The organism is Kribbella sp. VKM Ac-2571, from assembly GCF_004362255.1.
Classification (GTDB): Bacteria; Actinomycetota; Actinomycetes; order Propionibacteriales; family Kribbellaceae; genus Kribbella; species Kribbella pratensis.
In genome coordinates, this window is record NZ_SNWS01000006.1 from 255,451 (window position 1) to 274,844 (window position 19,394).

A 19,394-nucleotide genomic window follows, 5' to 3' on the forward strand; every position below is an offset into this window, starting at 1 on the left:
ACAGTCGGGACCGACAGTCCCTCAAACGTGAAGGGAGGCAGTTGCGGGGAGCCCTCGCCCTGAAGGACAGGGTTTCGCCGCAATGACTTCGATGATCGGGATCGTGGTGGTGTCGCACAGCCGCGCGCTGGCCGAGGCGGCGGTCGGGCTTGCCGCGGAGATGGTTGCCGAGGACAAGCGTCCGGTGATCGCGATCGCCGCGGGACTGGACGCGACGACGTTCGGAACCGACGCGATGGCGGTCTCGGAAGCCCTCGGTACGGCGGACAGTCCGGACGGCGTACTGGTGCTGCTCGATCTGGGTAGCGCGGTGCTGAGTGCTGAGATGGCGCTGGAGTTCGTTGATCCGGAGCTCGCCGCGCGGGTGCGGCTGACGAGTGCGCCGCTGGTCGAGGGGCTGGTGGCGGCGGTCGTCACCGCGTCGACCGATGCGTCCTTGGACGCGGTTGCCGCGGAGGCTGAGCGCGGGCTCGTCGGTAAGCAGGACCACCTCGGCGTCTCCACCACCGACGCTGCTCCGGTTGCTGAGGCCGATCGCACCGTCGAGGTGGTTGTCGGCAACGAGCACGGTTTGCATGCGCGGCCGGCGGCCCGGTTGGTGGGGCTGGTCAACGGCTTCGACGCTGTCGTGACGCTCACCGATCTGGACAACGGCAAGGGGCCTGTCGACGCGGGCAGTTTGAGCATGGTCGCGACACTGAACGCCCAGCAGGGGCACCGATTGCGGGTCGGTGCGAGCGGCCCGCAGGCGGCCGAGGCGTTGGCCGCAATCGAGGAATTGGCAAAACAGAACTTCGGCGACGACCCCGGATCACCGGAGTCCGCTCCGGCGGGGCCGCAGGCGGTTGGCTCGGCTCCTGGTGGGTCGGGGCTGGATGTGGCGATCGGGCCGGCGGTCCTCGCGGGGGCCCAGATCGACCTGGGTGCTTATGTTGCCGGGGACAACGAGCTGGGCCGGCTGGACGCGGCTCTCGCGACCGCGGGCGAGCAGCTCGACGAGCTGCGGGCCAACCACGGCGACATCTTCGCGGCGCATCTCGCGCTGCTGCGTGATCGCAAGGTGCTCGACGACGTCCGCGCTGCGATCACCGCCGGCGCATCGGCCGCGGCCGCGTGGCGGCAGGTGTACGACGAGCTGGCGGCTACCTTCGAAGGGCTCGACGACGCGTACCAGCGCGAGCGCGCGCAGGACGTCCGCTCGGTGCGGGATCGGGTACTGCGATTGCTGGTCGGAGTCACCGAAGAGGCGCCGACGGACGGCATCCTCGTCGTACCCGAGCTGGATGCGGCGACCGCTGCCACCCTCGACGCGACACGGATCGCGGGGATCGCCGTCCGGGCAGCCGGCACGACCGGGCACGGTGTGATAGTTGCTCGATCGCGAGGAATCCCGTTGATCACCGGGATCGGGGACGTCGACGTGCCGCCGGGCGCGGTCGTCTCCTTCGACGCTCGAACTGGCTCGTTCGAGGTCGCGCCGGACGAGGATCGGGTCCGCGCGACGATCACCGAACGCGAGGGCGAGCGGGCGCGGGCGATCGCGGATGCCGACCAACCGGCCACCACCCGCGACGGCCGGACGATCGACGTACTCGTGAACGTGGGCGTCGTGCAGGACGCCGTCGACGCGCGAGGCGCCGACGGGTCCGGGCTGGTGCGGACCGAGGTGCTCTTCGGAGATCGCCGTACGGCGCCGACCGTCGACGAACAGGTAGAGACGTTCCGTGCGATTGCACGGGCGCTCGGCGGCAAGCCGATCACGATCCGGACCTGGGACATCGGCGGCGACAAGCCGCTCCCCTTCCTCCCGCAGGACCGCGAGGCGAACCCGTTCCTCGGTGAACGGGGCCTCCGAGTCTTCCGCCGCCGCCCCGCACTGCTCCGCGATCAGCTCGAAGCGATCCGGCGTACGGCGGCCGAGACGCCGGTGCACGTGATGTTCCCGATGGTGACGACCGCGGACGAGGTCGCGTGGGCGTTGCAGGAGCTCGGGCCGCGTGAGGGTCTCGAGGTCGGCATCATGGTCGAGGTCCCCGCGGCGGCGCTGCGGGTCGGCAGTCTCGCCACGGAGCTCGACTTCGTCAGCATCGGCACCAACGACCTCACGCAGTACACGACCGCTGCCGACCGGACCAACGCCGCGGTGGCGCCGCTCGCCGACGGGCTCGATCCCGCCGTACTCCAACTGATCGACCATGTTGTCCGCAACGCCGGCGTACGTGTCGCAGTCTGCGGTGACCTGGCCAGCGACCCGCAGGCCGCCGTACTGCTTGCTGCCCTTGGTGTGAGCGAGCTGAGCGCTGTCGGACCGCAGGTGCCGTTGGTGAAGGCCCAGCTACGGCAGGCCGACCTGGGACGGGTCGACACTGCCGCTGTGCTGGCAGCTCGGGATGCGGCTCAGGTGCGCGGGCTGCTGTAGTAGCGCAGCTCTACCAGGTTGAAGCCGGAGGTGCGCTCTGGCTTGGCTGGGAGCGTGTAGCTCTCGCCGGGCTCGAGGTAGGTGACGTCCGGGCTGCCCAGGTCGAGGTCGACGACCAGGGCCGGGTAGGCGCCGGTGCGCCAGGTGTACGACTCACCTGCCTCGGGGGTGACGTGCTGGACACGTACGTCGTCCTCGTCGACCACCACCTTGGTGGGGATCTCACCGGCCTGCTCGAACCCTGCCTCAGCTGTGTCGACCCCGAAGTACGGGTCGCCGGAAGCCTCTTCACCTAGATCGAGCACCTCGATGAGGCGGTTGAGGTACAGCGCGTCGCCGTCGTTGGTGAGCATGTGCACCGGCGACACAGGGCGGTAGACCGAGCCGCCGACCGTCTCGCTCAGGTGCCTCGCGGGGCTGCCGTCCAGCCAGTCCATGTGGCAGGGCGAGGTCGAGAGGCACAGGACGACGTACGGGTTGTGGTGCAGGTGCCAGCCCTGGGCTTCACCGGGCTGCAGCGACACCTCCCAGACGCGGACGCGCGAGTTCTTCAGCAGCACGCGGGTCCCGATTTCACCGAGCACGACCTCGCTGCCGTCGGGGGCGGTGACACTAGTACCTGCAGTCATGCGGTCTCCTCAATCGGTCGTTCCATGGCGACACCGGCCAGGATGATGCCGTCGGGCATCGGTAGCTGAGCCGCCTCCACCTCGGTGAAGCCGAAGGCCTTGTAGAGCGGTACGCCGGGCAGCGTCGACATCAGTGCGAGCCGGGTGAAGCCCTCCGCGCGGGCCGCCTCGGTGCACGCGTTCAGGATTGCCCGGCCGAGTCCACGCCGCGTCCAGTCCGCCCGGACGAACATCGCCCGGATGCGCGCCGGCTCGGTCGCCGGGTCCAGGAGCCGCTCATCTGCTCCCGCCGTACTCGCATTGAACAGCTTGTTCCGCCGGCTCCACCCGCCACAGGCGACGACTTCACCACCCGCATCCAGGACGTAGTAGGTGCCGTCGTCAATCAATGCGGTGTCCAGTGTGGTGATGTGCTTGGCTGCGCTGGCCGTCTGTTCCGCGTCGTAGTACGCCGGGAACTGGGCCTCCACTGCGGCCCGACTCAGCTCAGCCACCGCGGGCCCGTCCGCCGCCACCGCCAACCGCAACACAGCCTCCACAACCCACAGGCTAGTTCACTGCGAACGGCGCTTCTTGGCCCAGGCTCGGTACGCGGAGAACATGTTGCCTGCCGTCACCACGAGCAGAACCAACAGCAACAGCAGGCTGGGATTCGTCAGGATGATGACGACTGCGAACACCACCCCGGCACCGAGGATCTTCGCCAGACTCACGACCAACTCACGGTCCATCCGTGCCGGCGCAGCCGCGAACTTCGCCGCAGGCTCCGGGCGGGGCTGTTGACTTCGCCGTACCTCAGCTGCTGGTTGACCTCGTCTACGGTTTCCGCTGAACTTCCAGGCCAAGGCACCGACGGCAACGACGACGAACAGCACCGCGGTGGACAGATCCGCGTCCCCGGACGCGATGGATCCACCGATGATCAAGCCCACGATCAGAACCGGCAGCAGCATCCAGCCGATCAGCGTCCACCCGGCCCGCCGTGCCTCCCGCGGGTCCGCCGACTGGGGTTGCCGGGGCCGGATCGTTTCGGCAACGGTCGCGGCGAAGAGCTTTCCCATGGTTTTGAGTGACGAGTTGGTGAGGTCCAGGAACACGCCCAGTCGGCCGGTCCCGGCCTCGGTCAGTTCGTAGTCCTCGGGGGAGTCGTCCTGCGGCCGCCGTACGACGAATGCCTCGCGGACCAGCGTGTCCAGGGCAGCCTGGACCCGTTGGTTGCCCATACCGGTACGGCGTACCAGCTCCGTCCGGGTCAACGGTGCGAACCGCAGGTGCTCCAAGAGCACGTGCTCCAACCCCGGATCGTTCCCCACAGATGTCCCCCTCGACTGAGCCCCGGTCCGATTCTCGCAGGTACTCGTGGTCATCGAACCCACACGGAAAGCTGCAGGAAGCTGCAATCTCGGCGGGGTGAAATGGGTGGACGGGCTGGTGGACATCTACCAGGTATGACGCTGATACCGATCGAGGCTCGGAGTGGGCCGGTGAGTGAGGGAGTTGTGCACCACCCGCCACCAGATGCGCGCCGGGAGCGGTTCGAGCAGGTCTTCGCGACGCACCGGGACGCGGTGCTCGGGTACCTGCGCCGCCGGACCGACAGCGGCCACGACGCCGCGGACCTGCTCGCCGACACGTTCCTGGTCGCCTGGCGCCGGCTGGACGACGTACCACTCGACCCGCAGACCAGACCATGGCTGTACGGCGTAGCGCGCCGGGTGCTCGCCAACCACCGCCGCGGTGAGGGCCGCCGGCACGCACTGGCGACCAAGCTGCGTGGCGAGCTCAGTGACGCCGAACCAATGCGCCCGCTGCTGGACGACACTCCCGCGGCACGTGCCTTCCGCGCGCTGCCGGAGCAGGACCGGGAGCTGCTGTCGCTGGTCGCGTGGGAGGCACTGGACACAGGCCAGATAGCCACAGTCCTCGGCATCTCACGCAACGCCGTACGTATCAGGCTGCACCGCGCCCGGAAGCGGTTCGCCAAGTTGCTCACCGCCCCGCTCGCGAACCGCACCGTGGTCGCTCTCAGCACTGCGTCCACCCTGAAAGAAGGGGTTTCCCATGAAGACGCATGACATCGACGCCGCCGTCCGCGGCCTCAACCCGCACCAGTCCACTGACAACGTCTCGGACAACGCCTGGAGTGAGCTGGCTGACGCAGTCACCACGGACGAGTCGGCTCCGGTAGTACGGCCTCTCCGCCGCTCGCAGCCGCGTCGGCTCGTCCTGGCCGCTGCCTGCACGCTGCTGATCGGCGGTGTGGTCGCGGCGACCGTGGTCAACCGCCCCGACCAGAGCCAGCCGCAGGCGCTGTCGTTCACTGAACGCGGCGACAAGCTGATCGTCCGCGTGGTCGACCCGAACGCGGACCCGAAGCGCTACAACGCCGAGTTCAAGAAGATGGGCCTGGACGTGACGGTCCTGAGCGTCCCCGTCAGTCCGCCGTGGGTCGGCAGGATGATCAGCTTCACCGGCCGCAACGACAAGGACATGAGCCAGCTCAGGATGCTGGAGCCGGGTGAGCAGTGCAACGGAACGCTGAACGCCTCGGACCCGGGCTGCCAGGAGGGTGTCGAGCTGCCGAAGAACTACGACGGCAAGACCGAGATCCAGTTCGGCCGCGTGGCCAAGGAGGGCGAGCTCTACATCCACACCTCCTCGTCGGCGACGGACAAGGGTGAGGTCTTGGCCGGGCTGACGGTGAAGAACAAGACCATCGACCAGGTGCTGCCGCTGGTCAGGTCCCGCGGTGTCCGCGAGATCGAGTACCTGACCGGCAACGGACGTGACCAGCAACCGGTGAAGTCCCCGCCCGGCAACTGGTACGTCGACGACGCCTCCACGTATGCCGAGGGCGAGGTCTCCTTGCTCGTCAGCCCGACACCGGTCAAGTAACCAGGAGCTGCAACAAGCCTCCGGAGTACGTCGGACGCAGTACGGCCTCCACCCGGACGTACTGCGTCCGCACCGGTGGGAACGTCGTCGTGTTGAGCCGGTCCACCGCTACGTCGTACGGCGTGGTGTTCTGGACCGGCCGCCACGTCTCACCGTCCAGCCACAGCGCCTGCCACGACTGCGGGACACGACACTGACCGGAGCCGGTGTCGTCGAACCAGTACGCCGAGACCTCGGACAGCTCGCGTACCGAGCGCAGGTCGTACTCGATCCATTCCGTCGTACCGCGGCGGTCCCACCAGGTGAAGCGCGGAATCGACGTGTCTGCAGAGGATTCCGGCGTACGTCCGGAGTCCGGGGCCTCGAGCGAGTCACCGTGGTTCACGTGGGACGCGGTGATCCTGGTGCAGTAGCTCCACTCCTTGCCGTCTGCAGCGACCTGGGGGAACGACGTGACCCGCAGACGGGCCGCACCCATCGGCATGAGGGTCACAGTCTCCACAGGTTCGTCCGACTTCGCCGGCCCGGGCTGGAGCAGTCCGACGACGTCCTCGGTGTCCGTCTCCCACTGCGGGATCCGCCGGGCCAGTGTGGTCAGTGAGAGCGGCACTCCGTCGGTGGTGAACGGGTTGTCGCCCGCCTCCCGTCGTACGACGTCGATCGGCGCGTCAGCGACCAGACCGTAGTTCCACGGCGATTCCGGGTAGACGGAGAGCTCCGGCCACTCGTCGGTGCCGCCGATGCGCTCATAGCGTTCGTTGATCTGCAGGGAGTAGGTCAGTGGGCCGCGGTCGACGGACACCGAGCGCTGGTTGTCGTCCCACACGCGCGTCGTGGTGCGCATCGGCAGGGTGAGTTCAACGCGATCACCTGGGTGCCAGGTGCGCTCCAGCTTCATCCAGTCACCAGGCGTCTGCACCTGCTGTCCGTTGACCTTCACAGTGGCGTCCTGCGCCCACCCCGGACGCCTTAAGTAGAAGGGGAATCGGACCGGTCGCTGCGTCTCCACCGTGAACGCAATGCTGTCCGAGAACGGGTACTCCGTGTCCTGGACGACACTGACCGTCTCACCAGCTCCGACCGTCGCAGTCACCTTGCTGGCGGCATACATCGACGCAGCGAGCCCGTTGTCCGTGGTGGCCAGCCAGAGCTCCTGCACGTAGTACGGCCAGCCCATACCGTAGTTGTGCGGGCAGCAACGGTACTGATGTACGCCGTACTTGTATGACTGCATCGGGAACGGGTTCTGGAACTGTCCGTGCTTCGGCCGGTCGTCGAGCTGCACGCTGTTGGCACAGGTGATGTAGTGCATGACCTGCTGCTGCGGGTCGTACGACGCGGGCAGCGAGTTGAACGCCAGCTCCTCACACCTCTCCGTCCACGCGACGTCACCGGTGAACCGGATGAGCAGCTCGCAGCTGTGCATCAGCTCGACGATCCCGCACGTCTCGAACCCCTGTCGCGGGTCACCGAACCCGGGCCGCGAGTTCTCGTCCCCAGCGAACCCGCCACCCGGGAACTGGCCGTACAACCCCATGACCGTCGCATAGTTCCGGTACGTCGCGTCTCGGTGCTTGACGTCCCCGGACAGCAGCCAGTACTGCAGCGGCTCCCGGAAACCCTGTGCCAGGTTGACGTTGTGCCAGTTGGGAATGCCGCTCACGTAGTCCGCGGACCCGTTGTGCATCTTCGTCACCAGGTCGAGCAGCCACTGCTCTCCGGTGCGGTTGTAGAGCCAGTACGCGCTGTCGATGTTGTCGCCCCAGCGGAACGCACCCCACGACCGGTTGAACACCTCCGGCGGCTGAGTGTTCTGGAACCGCAGGTACTTCGTCATGAACGGAATGACCCGCTCGTCACCGGAGTACTCGTACCAGGACCGGAACGCGGCCAGCAGCGGCATACCCGGCCAGAAGTCCGGGCCGTTCTCCAAGGACGTCCGCAACCGCTCCGGACCGAACCATCCGTCGGCTGCTTGGGTCGCGAGGATCCCGTCCATCCACTGCTGTGTCCGGGTCAGTACGCCGCTGTCGCCCGTGACGTAGCCGAGGTCGCCGAAGCCACGGAGCCAGTACGGCAGCTCCTCCCAGGCTCCCTGTGCGGGGTCGACCCACCCGTTGGTCTCGTACACCAGGAAGTCCGAGATCTCGTCGTACCGGCCGCAGAGCCCGTCGACCTGCAAGGCGAGCTGCTGCGCCAGCCAGCCGCGCGGCTCGATCGCACCGGGCGGGAGCTTCTGGAACGGGACCGGCCGGAGCGGGGCGCGCTGTGGGACGTAGTGCCCGCCGCGGCCAGCCGGCGGTCCGGACGGTCGAGCGGCGTCGGCAGAGGCTGGTTCGGGCACTGTGGGGCCTTTCGAGTGGCAGGAGCGACATCACTGCAACGGAAAGACCGCACACGTTTTCCGTCGTTGACAACGTAGGACTGGCAACGGTGCCGGTCAAGATCAAAGCCCAGGTCAGCAAGGTTTCCAGGCGATCCTGCTACGCTTCGCCCAATGACCGGGAGGAAACAAGGATGAAGAGGCCAGGCGTGCGGATGGTGGATGTTGCCGCGCTCGCCGGGGTGTCCGCCGGGACCGCGTCGAAGGCCCTCAACAACACCGGCCAGCTGAGCCAGGAGACCAGAGACCGGGTACGTCGGGCCGCCGCGACGCTCGGGTTCACGCCAGATGCCCGCGGTCGTGCGCTCTCGTCCGGCCGGACGTACACCGTGGCACTGCTGACCACCGACAGCTCGGGTCGCTTCAGCATCCCGATCATGCGCGGTGTCGAGGACGTGCTCAGCGCGGGTGAGCTGGCGACCGTCCTCTGCGACACCCGCGACGACCCGCTGCGCGAGCAGACCTACCTACGTTCCCTCGTCGCGCGCGGCGTCGACGGCATCGTCGTCACCGGCCGCCGGACCGAGCCGCGGACCCGCATCGACGTACCGCTGCCGGTTGTCTACGCGCTCGCCGCCTCAACCGATCCGACCGACGCCTCAGTGATCGTCGACGACGCGGGAGGCGCCGCCGCCACGATCACCCACCTGCTGCACCTCGGCCGCACCCGCATCGCCCATGTCACCGGCCCTGCACACCACCGCTCCGCCGCCGAACGCGCCCACGCCGTCGCCGCAACGGCCGGCACCGCCCTCTGCGGCGAACCGCTCTACGGTGACTGGAGCGAACGCTGGGGCCGCCAGGCCACGGATCTGGTACTCAGCAGATCCGGGGGCCAGAACCCGGATGCGATCAGCTGCGGCAGCGACCAGATCGCCCGCGGTGTCTGCGATCGCCTTCGCGAACTCGGCCACTCGGTTCCCGAGGACATCGCGGTCACCGGCTACGACAACTGGCCTGTCATGGCGCTCGCCAGCCGCCCGCCGCTCACCACCGTCGACCTCCGTCTGGAAGACCTCGGTCGCCGCGCGGCCACGCTCCTGCTCGAAGCAATCGACGGCAAGCCGCACCACGGCGTACTGGAACTCCCCACGCAGCTGATCACCCGTGAGTCGACCCTAGGAACCTGACTCCCGCCGCGGCTTGGAAGCCCACCGGTACGCGTACGCGACCCATACCACCGCAGGTACACCGAAGATCGCCGCCGCAATCTCCCGCCCGAACACCAGCAACAACAACCCCACCAACACGAACGGCACCGCCAACCACACAGCCCCGGCGAACGCCGCCCACCGCCACTTCCCGGGCTGCCGGGCCGCCGGCTTGTACAACGAGGACACCGGCAACCCGGCCAAGGCAGGCTCCAACTCGCCGTGCGTCACCGCGGTGTTCAGCAGGTCGACGCGCCGATGCAGCTCCCCCTCGTCCAGCCGCCCGATCGCGAACTGCTCGGCCAGCTCATCCGCGACAACCCGCCGATCCTCGTCGGTCAGCCGGATGGCGGCCATCCGCCGCCGAGCCGCCACCACCCGCGCTTCCTGCCCCGCAGCCGCAGCCATCCCCACCAGATCGGACGGCTTCACCGGTCGCCGCTCCGCCATCCGCCTCACCTCACACTCGTCCCTCCGAGTGTGCCAGACGTCCCGGAAGGCGTCTTCTGACGCCGGATCGGGCGCACTTGGTTGCCGGGTCCGGCGGAGACGCTGATCACAGATCCGGCACTCAACGTCGCGTCGCCACCGAGCCATCTCTGATCTCGACGGGCCGAACGGAGCCCCTGGACGATGGAGACGAGAACCATGAAGAAGACCCTCACCGCTCGCGTTCTGGCCGGCGCCGCGATCATCGGCGCCGCGGGACTGGTCCTCGGGATCGCGCCGAGCGATGCCGCCGTCCCGGCCCGGACCGCCGCTTTCACCACGCACGCCAAGCCTGCAGTCAAGCCCGCGCTCAAGCCGGCGAGCCTGCACTTCAGCTACAAGTGCTGGGGCGTCGGGAGCAACTGCAACGTCGCGGTGTACGCGCCGACTGGCTGGAAGTTCTCCCAGCTCAGCCGGGAGCAGGCGAAGTTCACCGACAGCTCGAACACGTGGATGCTGCGCGTGAACGGCGGCCTCGGCGGCAAAGTCAGCACGAGCCGCGCCGCCGACCAGCGAGTCCACGCTCTGCACGGCGTTGCCGGCTTCAAGCTGAAGTACCGCGGCAACGGCAGCACGGCGTCGAAGGTCGTCTGGGACGCGCCGCGCGTCGCCTACACGCAGATCACCTACACCTACCGCGACGGCGCCCGCGGTCAGCGGTGGGTCACCACCCGCTTCGTCGACATCTACGAGAACGGCCGGCGCGCGTACATCGAGATCACGGTCGCCGGTCGTCCCCAGGACCAGGCCGGACTCAGCAAGGTGCTGACCGAGGCGACCCAGCGGGTGGCGCTGGTCGGCTGACATCCGCACCGCGGCGAACCACGGCCAGGTGACCCGGGCACCAGCGGCGCCCGGGTCACACAACCGTCAGTTGAGGACGGACGGCAGGGTTGCCGTCCAGGCCTCGCGCAGCTCGGTCAGCGGGACCTCGAACTGGTCCTGGACGTCGAGGGTGTCGCCGGTGATGACGCCGATCTTCGCGTGCGGGAAGCGGCGGGCGGTGCACATGTCGGTGAACCGCACCTCCTCGGTCCGCGGTACGGCGACCACCGCACGGCCGGCCGACTCCGCGAACAGGAACAGGAACGGGTCGAGACCGTCCGGGGCCCACACCCGCGCGCCGACGCCACCGCGCAGCGCGGACTCGACCAGCGTCTGGGCGACGCCGCCGTCGCTGACGTCGTGCGCCGCGTCGATCAGTCCGTCGCGGGACGCGTTGATCAGGATGTCGGCCAGCTGCTGCTCCGCCGCCAGGTCCACCGCCGGCGGCCGCCCGCCGAGGTGGCCGTGGACGACATGCGCCCACTCGGACCCGGACAGCTCCTCCTCGGTCTCACCGAGCAGGTACAGCTGGTGGCCCTCCATCTCGGGCGTGAACCCGATCGGCGTACGGCGGGTGACGTCGTCGATCACGCCGAGCACACCGACCACCGGGGTCGGCAGGATCGCGGTCTCGCCGGTCTGGTTGTAGAACGACACGTTTCCGCCGGTGACCGGGATGCCGAGCTCCTTGCACCCGTCGACCAGGCCGCGGATCGCCTCGGTGAACTGCCACATCACCGCCGGGTCCTCGGGCGAGCCGAAGTTCAGGCAGTCGGTGACCGCGACCGGGCGGGCGCCGGTGGTCGCGACGTTCCGGAACGACTCGGCGAGCGCGAGCTTCGCGCCGGTGTACGGGTCCAGCTTGGCGAACCGCCCGTTGCAGTCGGTCGACAACGCGACGCCGAGGCCGCTGGTCTCGTCGATCCGGATCATCCCGCTGTCCTCGGGCTGCGCGAGCACCGAGTTGCCGAGCACGTACCGGTCGTACTGGTCCGTCACCCAGGACTTGTCACACAGGTTCGGCGAGGCGACCAGCTTCAGCAGCGTGTCCCGCAGCTCCGCGCCGCTGCTTGCCCGCGGCAACTTCTCGGCACCGTCGGCCTGCAGCTCGTCCTGCCAGGACGGCCGCTCGTACGGGCGGTTGTACACCGGACCCTCGTGCGCGACGGTCTCCGGCAGTACGTCGACGACCCGCTCGCCGTGCCAGTCGATCTCCAGCCGCCCCGTGTCCGTCACCTCACCGATCACATCGGCCTGGACGTCCCACTTCTCGCAGATCTTCAGGAACGCCTCGACATTCTCGGGAGTGACGCAGGCCATCATGCGTTCCTGCGACTCGCTCATCAGGATCTCTTCGGGCGACAGCGAGGCGTCCCGCAGCGGCACCTTGTCCAGCGACACCCGCATGCCGCCGTCGCCCGCGCTCGCGAGCTCGGAGGTCGCACACGACAGGCCGCCGCCGCCGAGGTCCTGGATGCCCTCGACGACGTTCGCGGCGAAGAGCTCGAGCGTGCACTCGATCAGCAGCTTCTCCATGAACGGGTCACCCACCTGGACCGCCGGACGCTTGGTCGGGCCGCCCTCAGCGAAGGTCTCCGACGCCAGCACCGACACTCCGCCGATACCGTCACCGCCCGTTTTGGCGCCGTACAGGATCATCTGATTGCCGACGCCGGTCGCGTTCGCGAGGTGCAGGTCCTCGTGCCGCATCACGCCGACGCAGAGCGCGTTCACCAGCGGGTTGCCCAGGTACGTCGGATCGAAGACGACCTCGCCGCCGATGTTCGGCAGCCCGAGGCTGTTCCCGTAGCCGCCGACGCCGGACACGATTCCGGGCAGCACGCGCTTGGTGTCCGGGGCGTCCAGCGGGCCGAAGCGCAGCGGGTCCATCACCGCGACCGGGCGGGCGCCCATCGCGATGATGTCGCGGACGATGCCGCCGACCCCGGTCGCCGCGCCCTGGTACGGCTCGACGTACGACGGGTGGTTGTGCGACTCGACCTTGAACGTGACGGCGTACCCCTCGCCGATGTCGATGACACCGGCGTTCTCACCGATACCGGCCAGCATCTTCCCGGCCGGCGTCTCCTGCGGGATCTCGCCGAAGCGCTTCAGGTGCACCTTGGACGACTTGTACGAGCAGTGCTCGCTCCACATCACCGAGTACATCGCCAGCTCGCAGCTGGTCGGGCGCCGCCCGAGGATGTCCCGGATCCGCTGGTACTCGTCCGGCTTCAGCCCGAGCTCAGCCCACGGCTGCTCGAGGTCCGGGGTACTCGTAGCGTTGCTGACGGTGTCGGTGGACACGTTACGACTCCTGCACTAGGTGGGACTCAGGTGAAACGGTAGCGGGCTGGTGAGAAGCCATCAGATGGGCCACCAGCAGTGGGACGGCGAAACCGGCCATGATCGCGGGCAGTGCGACACCGGCGTCGTTCAGAAGCATGCCGACGACACCACAGGTCGACATGGCCAGCAGCGTTGGCCGGACCATCGGCAGGCTGCTGTAGAACTCACGGTAGGACTCCGACGGCACGCGCTGCGGCAGGACCGTGGCCAGCATCAGGAGGATGACGGCGGCGAGCATGGCCCAGCCGGCCGGTCCACTGAAGAACTGGACCGCCATCTGCAGCTTGCGGATCAGTACGTCGCTCACGTCGCCGTCGAGGAGCCGCGCCACGAACGTGCCGAAATGGCTGCGCTGCTCGGGCGGACGCAGGAAATCGAGGAAGGCGACCGCGGACACCGCCAGCACACCGGCCAGGCCCACTCCGATCAGCGCGCGCAGTGAGATGCTGCCCTTCCAGGTCAGCCAAGCCATCAGCAGCACTGCCGGAGTCAACGCGACGATGCCGCCGAAGTCGGTACCCCAGCCCGGTTTGCCGTCCACAATGATGGCAGCGCCACCGATGGCCAGCACTGCGAGTGCGGCCTGAACCCTGCTCTTGTCGATCAGCTTCTGCGCGGCCCACGCGGCTGTGACCAGCGCACCGACCGCCAGCGTGGCAAAGGTCGAGTTGCCGAAGCCGTAGAACCTCCCGCCGATCACAGGTCCGTCGGCGAACATGCTGCCGACCTGCATCGGCGTACCGAGCACGCCGTCCAACAGCAAGAGCAGGTACGCCGCCAACGCGAGCCCGAGGTACGCGTACCTCTTCAGGAACACCTGCGCGAGGACTGCGGAGAGCGCACTGATACCGATCGTCACGGCGTACAACGAGAACCCAGGCGACGGCCACCGCCACCAGACGGTCGCTTGGGCCAGGAAGACCGCGATGTAGAACCCGCCCTGGAGGAGCAGCGTGAACACCGCGGTACGACGCGACGCCGGGCTGCGCCTGAGCAGGAACCACACCAGCGCGAGCACCTCGGCACCGACGATCGTCAACGCCACTGCGAACAACACCGGCCGTGGCTGCTCGAACCGCTGATTGGCATCGAGACGGTCGTCGATCACCGCCGCGGCGTTCGTGTGCAGGTCACCGGTGAAGTGGATCTCGGCACCGTCCAGCGGTCCTGCCTTCTCGGATCCGGCAGGGTCCACCGACTTGGCCTCACTGCGCAGGACCGTCGCCGTGATGTCGGTCAGCTGGATCATGCCCGGCCGGCGGGTCGAGTCGCTGGTCAGCCAGCGCGGACCATTGTCCGGCGGGAGCTGCATCGCCACCAGGGTTTGCTGATGCGCGTCGGCTGTCTCTTGGCCGACGCCGACAAGCAACACCCAGCCATCGGCGGCCCGAGCCCGCGCCACCAGGTCGGCGACCTGCTTGCGCGCCTGGTCGCGGCCCTCACGCAACGGCATGGCTCCGGCGTCGACGATCGCATCGCCACACGCCGTACTCGCCAGCTTGGTCGCATCGAAGTCCGGACTCCAGTTGGCGACCGTGCCGTCCGGCTTTGCCACCGCGATCGCTGCGCCCGGCCCGAATCCACAGAGCCGGTCGCGGCTGATGCCCAAGCGGCCGATCGGGGCGCCGGTGTGGTGCTCGGCCTGACGGTCGACGTACGTCTGCCAGTCGGCCACCTTGCTGCCGGTCACCGCGGGCAGGTCGCCGCAGGGCTGGTCCGGGACGTTGCCCCAGGCGCGCGTACCGGCGCTGATCGTCAGCCAGCCGTCGATCGGACAGGTGTGCGGGCCGGCGGTCTTCACCGAGATCGAACCTACGTGCGACTGGTCCACCAGAGCAGTCAGCTCCGGGGACGCTTTCACGTCACTCCAGGTCAGCCCGGGTACGCCGATCACCACGACCTTCGCGTACAGGTCAGCGGGCTGCGCGGCCGCCGTACCAGTACCGGCGAGGACCACCGCGGCGGTGAGCATGAGGGTGCGGGCCAGGAGCCGCCGCGCCCGCGTGAACCTCATCAGGAAGCGACGACGGCCTTCAGCACCGAGGTGAAGAAGCCCAGGCCGTCCGTGGTCGGGCCGGTGAGTGTCTCGACGGCGTGCTCCGGGTGCGGCATCAGGCCGACCACGTTGCCGCGCTCGTTGCTGATCCCGGCGATGTCACGGTAGGAGCCGTTCGGGTTGCCCAGGTAGCGGGCCACCACCCGGCCTTCACCCTCCAGCCGGTCCAGCGTCGCCTCGTCGGCGACGAACGAACCGTCCTGGTTCTTCAGCACGATGGTGATCTCGTGGTTGGCGTCGTAGTCGCTGGTCCACGCAGTGCTGTTGTTCTCGATCCGCAGCGCCTGGTCCTTGCAGACGAACTTGCGGTGGTGGTTCTTGATCAGCGCGCCCGGCAGCAGGTGCGACTCGCACAGCACCTGGAAGCCGTTGCAGATGCCGAGCACCGGCATCCCCTCGCCGGCCCGCTTGATGATGGTCTCCATCACCGGCGCGAACCGGGAGATGGCACCGGCGCGCAGGTAGTCGCCGTACGAGAACCCGCCGGGCAGGACGACCGCGTCCACACCGTGCAGGTCCGCGTCGCCGTGCCAGAGCGCGACCGCCTCGGCACCGGCCACTGCCGCCGCGCGGCGGGCGTCGGCGTCGTCCAGCGAGCCCGGGAAGGTGACGACCCCGATCTTCACTGCGCGTCCTCTTGGCCGTTCTCCACGTGCAGCGTGTAGTCCTCGATGACCGGGTTGGCCAGCAGCGTGTCGGCGGCCTTCCGGATCTCCGCCACAGCCTCCTCGGTCGCCTCACCGTCCAGGGTGATCTCGAAGCGCTTTCCCTGCCGGACGTCGGCCACACGAGAGAAGCCGAGCCGGCCGAACGCGCCGTGCACCGCCTTGCCCTGCGGGTCGAGGATCTCGGGCTTGAGCATGACGTCGACGACAACGCGAGCCACTGACTACTCCAGGTTCGTTGCGGGGTGACGGCTGAATCCTACCGACCGCGGCGTGGATTGCCGCATCCTGGACTATTCACTGAGTACATACACGCGATGTATAGTTCTGGCCATGGCCACTGCTGAGCTCGTTCTCGGGCTGCTGTCCGCCGGCCCGGCGCACGGGTACGACGTGAAGCGTGGCCATGACGCCTGGTTCCCGGACAGCCGGCCGCTCGCCTTCGGCCAGGTGTACACGACCCTCGGGCGACTGGAACGCGACGGACTGGTCGAGATCGTCGACAAGACCTCCGGCGGCGGACCGGACCGGACGGTCTACGCGCTGACGAGCAAGGGCCGCGACCACCTGAGCGACTGGCTCAACGACCCGGTGCCGCCGGCCTGGGGAAGCGCCGACGAGGTACTGCGGAAGCTCGTGGCAGCGATCCGGACCGGAGGCGACGCCGCGGGATTCCTCGCCCGCCAGCGCGCCAGCCACCTGCGCCGGATCCGTGAGCTGCGGGAGACTCCGGCCGACGACGACCCGACCTCGCCGCTGGTCCGCGAGTACATCGTGGCCCACCTGGACGCCGATCTGCGCTGGCTGGACGGCGCACTGGACCGCATCTCCGAGCAGAGGGGGACTCGCTGATGAACGCTGCTCTGGAACTGGAACGAATCGAGTACGCCTACCGGCGGAACACGGCCCTCCGCGGCGTCAGCCTGCAGCTCAAGCCGGGCGAGGTCGTCGCGGTGACCGGTGCGAGCGGCTGCGGCAAGTCGACGCTGCTGCACTGCGCGGCGGGCATCCTCACTCCGGACGCCGGTGCTGTGCACGTGGACGGCCAGGACCTGGCTGCTCTGCCGGAAGAGCAGCGTGCGGCGCTCCGGCGTACGAAGGTCGGCATCGTGCTGCAGTTCGGTCAGCTGGTGCCGGACCTGCCACTGGTCGACAACGTGGCGCTACCGCTCCTGCTGGGTGGCCATGAGCGCGGTGAGGCGCACAAGGCCGCAATGAACTGGCTGGACCAGGTGGGCATCGCTGATGAGGCCGACGCGGTTCCGGCCGAGCTGTCCGGCGGCCAGACGCAGCGTGCTGCGGTAGCGCGCGCACTGGTCACCGGTCCGTCCGTAGTACTAGCCGACGAGCCCACTGGCAGCTTGGACAGTCGGGCCGGCCAGGAGCTGCTCGACGTACTGCTGGAGGCTGCCCGCTACCGCGGTGCCGCTCTGCTGATGGTGACCCACGACAACCTGGTGGCAGCGTCGGCAAACCGGGAGATCCGGCTGCGCGACGGCCTGATCCAACACGAGGTGTCACTCTGATGACACTGGAGACGCTGGTGCAGCTTGCGCGCTCACGGACGCCGGCGGACCGCAGCCGGGTCCAGCTGGCCACTGCAGCGCTCGCACTCAGTGGAGCCTTGCTGCTCGGCGCACTGCGCATCGCCCGCCTGGGCAAAGGTGAGCTGAGCAACGATGTCTACAGCAACTACGTCGCCGAGAGCGGCCTCCGGTCCGGGCTGATCGCGATCCTGATCATCCTGGCCGCACTCACCGGAGGCCTCGCGGTCCAGGCCTTACGACTGGGTACGGCGGCCCGCGAGCGGCGGCTGACTGCGCTACGACTGGCAGGTGCGTCACGCAAGCAGCTGCGGCAGCTGACCGTCACCGACGCTGCCATTGCCGGTCTGGCGGGTGGACTGCTCGCTGGACCTGCCTACCTGATCCTCAGTCTGCTCTTCGGCACACTCCCCTTGATGGCTCGGGTCCTGCCCGGTGCAGAACTGATGGACGGGGTCCTGTGGATTCCGGTGGTGGTGATGATGACCGCGGCCGGGGCGGTGATCGGAAGCCTCTTGCACCGAGACGGGCCCGTGTCGCGGCAACCACAGTCCGCGGCGCAGCGTCGTACCGGCATCATCGCTGGACCGGTACTGATCGCGCTCGGCCTGCTCGCCTCGCCCTACGCGGGCTACGTGGGGTCCACGATCCTGCTCGCCGGCCTGGCACTCTTCTTCCTGAGCATCTCGGGAGTCTGGATCCGCGGGTTGGGGCGGCGGCTGCAGCGGTCCGGCGACCCGGCCAACCTGCTCACCGGCCTCCGCCTGGTGACCGACTCCCGGCCCGCCTCCCGGATCTGCATGCTGCTGGGGTGCTGCGGCTTCCTCGTCGGCACCATGGTGAACGGGATCGCCGACGTCCAGGCCGACGCCCAGCTGGACGGTACTCACACGTTCTACGACACCGGGTTCGGGCTGACGATCGCCGGACTCGTTCTGATCGTGCTGACCGCGATGGCCGCGCTGATCGTCGGTGTCGCGGACCAACTGGTCGACCAGCGCCGCCAGTTCGCCAGCCTGACCGCGCTGGGTGTGGACCTGCCGTTCCTCCGCCGGGTCATTCGCCGCCAGTTGACTCTGGTCGCGGCTCCCGCGCTGGCCGCCGGTCTGCTGTTCGGCACCGTGATCGGCATCAACCGAGTAGCCGGCGGTGCGGTCGAGCCGTTCGAGCCGGGGACACTGCTGCTCGCGGCGATCCTGACGATCGCAGGCTGGCTCCTCGGTCACCTCGGCGGCACCGCCGCCGGTTTCCTGCTTCGCAACCAACTCCGGGACGCACTCGATCCCGAGAACCTAAGGGCGGCCTGATGACCTCGACACCTCTGGCGGTCCGACCAGCGTTGCTGCTCGCGTTACCGAACCGGATCACGCTGGTGCGGACCGTGGTCGCGATGGCGCTCGCGACGTATGCGTTCCAGACCGGTGAGCTGCTCTGGCTGGTGATCGGGTACGTCGCCTACTGGTTCGGCGACAGTCTCGACGGCTGGGTGGCGCGCCGCCGGAACGAGGAGTCGCTGTCCGGTGCGGTGTTCGACATCATCTGCGACCGGGCCTGCTCGTTCCTGCTGGCGGCCGCGTTCATGGCGACGTACCCGGACACGATCGGGCCGCTGGCGATCTACCTGGCGCAGTTCGGCGTACTGGACACCATGCTGACGTTCTCGTTTCTGCTCTGGCCGTGGATGCTCAGCCCGAACTACTTCTACAAGGTGGACCGGCCGATCTACGTCTGGAACTGGTCCAAGCCCGCCAAGGCGATGAACACCGGCGCCGTGGTGGTGTCGCTGATCGTCGCCGGCCAGACCGGCGCACACTGGCTGCCGTACGCCGTCGCGATCGCGGCCCTCGGGGTCAAGGTGGTCTCGTCGTACCGTCTGATCGAGATCCTCTGCGGCCGCCGCGCTGCCGCCCCGGACGCGGCACGATGACAGGGTGGACCCTGGACTACCCCTGGAAGGGAGCCTGAGTTCCGTGGCAATGGCCGGGATCA

At 68.5% G+C, this 19,394-nt stretch carries 18 protein-coding genes and 1 pseudogene; 10 read left to right on the plus strand and 9 right to left on the minus strand.

What is annotated here, in order from left to right; all coding sequences use genetic code 11:
* Positions 1-82: 82 nt before the first annotated feature.
* Positions 83-493 (plus strand): annotated as a pseudogene (gene dhaM / locus EV651_RS43260) (dihydroxyacetone kinase phosphoryl donor subunit DhaM); the annotation flags it as partial.
* A gap of 54 nt (positions 494-547) precedes the next feature.
* On the plus strand, positions 548-2,419 hold the full coding sequence (locus EV651_RS15895) for an HPr family phosphocarrier protein (RefSeq protein WP_370352796.1): 1,872 nt from the start codon (positions 548-550) through the stop codon (positions 2,417-2,419).
* Here the strand turns inward: EV651_RS15895 and EV651_RS15900 are convergent.
* The 3 genes from EV651_RS15900 to EV651_RS15910 are packed head-to-tail and all read right to left on the minus strand — an operon-like array spanning position 2,398 to position 4,343.
* A complete protein-coding gene (locus EV651_RS15900) occupies positions 2,398-3,048 on the minus strand; it encodes a hypothetical protein (protein WP_133785952.1) in 651 nt (216 codons plus the stop codon). The genes EV651_RS15895 and EV651_RS15900 overlap by 22 nt on opposite strands.
* Positions 3,045-3,587: a GNAT family N-acetyltransferase gene (locus EV651_RS15905; protein WP_133785953.1), complete on the minus strand. Its 543-nt coding sequence runs from the start codon at positions 3,585-3,587 to the stop codon at positions 3,045-3,047. Before EV651_RS15905 ends, EV651_RS15900 begins: the two co-directional genes overlap by 4 nt.
* Before the next feature lie 15 nt (positions 3,588-3,602).
* Positions 3,603-4,343, minus strand: a complete 741-nt coding sequence (locus EV651_RS15910) for a helix-turn-helix domain-containing protein (RefSeq protein ID WP_133785954.1) — start codon at positions 4,341-4,343, stop codon at positions 3,603-3,605.
* 189 nt (positions 4,344-4,532) lie between these two features.
* Here EV651_RS15910 and EV651_RS15915 point away from each other — a divergent pair, with 189 nt between their 5' ends.
* Entirely contained in the window at positions 4,533-5,123 is a 591-nt protein-coding gene (locus tag EV651_RS15915) for an RNA polymerase sigma factor (RefSeq protein WP_238156915.1), read from the plus strand.
* Positions 5,110-5,943 (plus strand): hypothetical protein, encoded by an 834-nt coding sequence (locus EV651_RS15920; RefSeq protein ID WP_133785956.1) that lies wholly within the window; start codon positions 5,110-5,112, stop codon positions 5,941-5,943. Before EV651_RS15915 ends, EV651_RS15920 begins: the two co-directional genes overlap by 14 nt.
* On the opposite strand, the gene EV651_RS15925 is transcribed toward EV651_RS15920, so the two are convergent.
* Positions 5,936-8,287, minus strand: a complete 2,352-nt coding sequence (locus EV651_RS15925) for a beta-L-arabinofuranosidase domain-containing protein (RefSeq protein ID WP_133785957.1) — start codon at positions 8,285-8,287, stop codon at positions 5,936-5,938. The genes EV651_RS15920 and EV651_RS15925 overlap by 8 nt on opposite strands.
* Before the next feature lie 173 nt (positions 8,288-8,460).
* On the opposite strand from EV651_RS15925, the gene EV651_RS15930 reads away from it, so the two are divergent.
* Complete coding sequence (locus EV651_RS15930) at positions 8,461-9,456, plus strand: LacI family DNA-binding transcriptional regulator (protein ID WP_133785958.1); 996 nt, start codon at positions 8,461-8,463, stop codon at positions 9,454-9,456.
* Here the strand turns inward: EV651_RS15930 and EV651_RS15935 are convergent.
* A complete protein-coding gene (locus EV651_RS15935) occupies positions 9,445-9,927 on the minus strand; it encodes a DUF1707 domain-containing protein (protein WP_133785959.1) in 483 nt (160 codons plus the stop codon). The two genes, EV651_RS15930 and EV651_RS15935, sit on opposite strands and share 12 nt — an antisense overlap.
* Before the next feature lie 183 nt (positions 9,928-10,110).
* Between EV651_RS15935 and EV651_RS15940 the strand changes: the two genes are divergently transcribed.
* The gene (locus EV651_RS15940; protein ID WP_133785960.1) at positions 10,111-10,770 is read left to right on the plus strand and encodes a hypothetical protein; all 660 of its coding nucleotides are present in this window, start codon (positions 10,111-10,113) and stop codon (positions 10,768-10,770) included.
* Positions 10,771-10,836: 66 nt separating this feature from the next.
* On the opposite strand, the gene purL is transcribed toward EV651_RS15940, so the two are convergent.
* The 4 genes from purL to purS are packed head-to-tail and all read right to left on the minus strand — an operon-like array spanning position 10,837 to position 16,082.
* Positions 10,837-13,098, minus strand: a complete 2,262-nt coding sequence (purL, locus tag EV651_RS15945) for a phosphoribosylformylglycinamidine synthase subunit PurL (RefSeq protein WP_133785961.1) — start codon at positions 13,096-13,098, stop codon at positions 10,837-10,839.
* Position 13,099: 1 nt separating this feature from the next.
* Positions 13,100-15,154 carry a hypothetical protein gene (locus tag EV651_RS15950; protein WP_133785962.1) on the minus strand — a complete coding sequence of 685 codons (2,055 nt, stop codon included), beginning with the start codon at positions 15,152-15,154 and terminating at the stop codon, positions 13,100-13,102.
* On the minus strand, positions 15,154-15,822 hold the full coding sequence (purQ, locus tag EV651_RS15955) for a phosphoribosylformylglycinamidine synthase subunit PurQ (RefSeq protein WP_133785963.1): 669 nt from the start codon (positions 15,820-15,822) through the stop codon (positions 15,154-15,156). Before purQ ends, EV651_RS15950 begins: the two co-directional genes overlap by 1 nt.
* Entirely contained in the window at positions 15,819-16,082 is a 264-nt protein-coding gene (purS, locus tag EV651_RS15960; RefSeq protein WP_133785964.1) for a phosphoribosylformylglycinamidine synthase subunit PurS, read from the minus strand. The genes purQ and purS overlap by 4 nt, the downstream gene beginning before the upstream one ends.
* Before the next feature lie 112 nt (positions 16,083-16,194).
* Here purS and EV651_RS15965 point away from each other — a divergent pair, with 112 nt between their 5' ends.
* From EV651_RS15965 to EV651_RS15980, 4 genes are read left to right on the plus strand one after another with little or no spacing between them, the layout of a single operon-like run.
* The gene (locus tag EV651_RS15965; protein ID WP_133785965.1) at positions 16,195-16,713 is read left to right on the plus strand and encodes a PadR family transcriptional regulator; all 519 of its coding nucleotides are present in this window, start codon (positions 16,195-16,197) and stop codon (positions 16,711-16,713) included.
* Positions 16,713-17,387, plus strand: a complete 675-nt coding sequence (locus tag EV651_RS15970; RefSeq protein ID WP_133785966.1) for an ABC transporter ATP-binding protein — start codon at positions 16,713-16,715, stop codon at positions 17,385-17,387. The genes EV651_RS15965 and EV651_RS15970 overlap by 1 nt, the downstream gene beginning before the upstream one ends.
* Positions 17,387-18,712 (plus strand): FtsX-like permease family protein, encoded by a 1,326-nt coding sequence (locus EV651_RS15975; protein ID WP_133785967.1) that lies wholly within the window; start codon positions 17,387-17,389, stop codon positions 18,710-18,712. The genes EV651_RS15970 and EV651_RS15975 overlap by 1 nt, the downstream gene beginning before the upstream one ends.
* Positions 18,712-19,332, plus strand: a complete 621-nt coding sequence (locus EV651_RS15980; RefSeq protein ID WP_133785968.1) for a CDP-alcohol phosphatidyltransferase family protein — start codon at positions 18,712-18,714, stop codon at positions 19,330-19,332. The genes EV651_RS15975 and EV651_RS15980 overlap by 1 nt, the downstream gene beginning before the upstream one ends.
* The last annotated feature ends 62 nt before the right edge of the window (positions 19,333-19,394 follow it).

Coding starts and splice junctions, on each gene's coding strand:
- EV651_RS15940 (WP_133785960.1), top strand. CDS start 10,111: ATGGAGACGAGAACCATGAAGAAGACCCTCACCGCTCGCGTTCTGGCC.
- EV651_RS15950 (WP_133785962.1), bottom strand. CDS start 15,154: ATGAGGTTCACGCGGGCGCGGCGGCTCCTGGCCCGCACCCTCATGCTC.
- EV651_RS15930 (WP_133785958.1), top strand. CDS start 8,461: ATGAAGAGGCCAGGCGTGCGGATGGTGGATGTTGCCGCGCTCGCCGGG.
- EV651_RS15965 (WP_133785965.1), top strand. CDS start 16,195: ATGGCCACTGCTGAGCTCGTTCTCGGGCTGCTGTCCGCCGGCCCGGCG.
- EV651_RS15900 (WP_133785952.1), bottom strand. CDS start 3,048: ATGACTGCAGGTACTAGTGTCACCGCCCCCGACGGCAGCGAGGTCGTG.
- EV651_RS15935 (WP_133785959.1), bottom strand. CDS start 9,927: ATGGCGGAGCGGCGACCGGTGAAGCCGTCCGATCTGGTGGGGATGGCT.
- EV651_RS15975 (WP_133785967.1), top strand. CDS start 17,387: ATGACACTGGAGACGCTGGTGCAGCTTGCGCGCTCACGGACGCCGGCG.
- EV651_RS15980 (WP_133785968.1), top strand. CDS start 18,712: ATGACCTCGACACCTCTGGCGGTCCGACCAGCGTTGCTGCTCGCGTTA.
- EV651_RS15970 (WP_133785966.1), top strand. CDS start 16,713: ATGAACGCTGCTCTGGAACTGGAACGAATCGAGTACGCCTACCGGCGG.
- EV651_RS15920 (WP_133785956.1), top strand. CDS start 5,110: ATGAAGACGCATGACATCGACGCCGCCGTCCGCGGCCTCAACCCGCAC.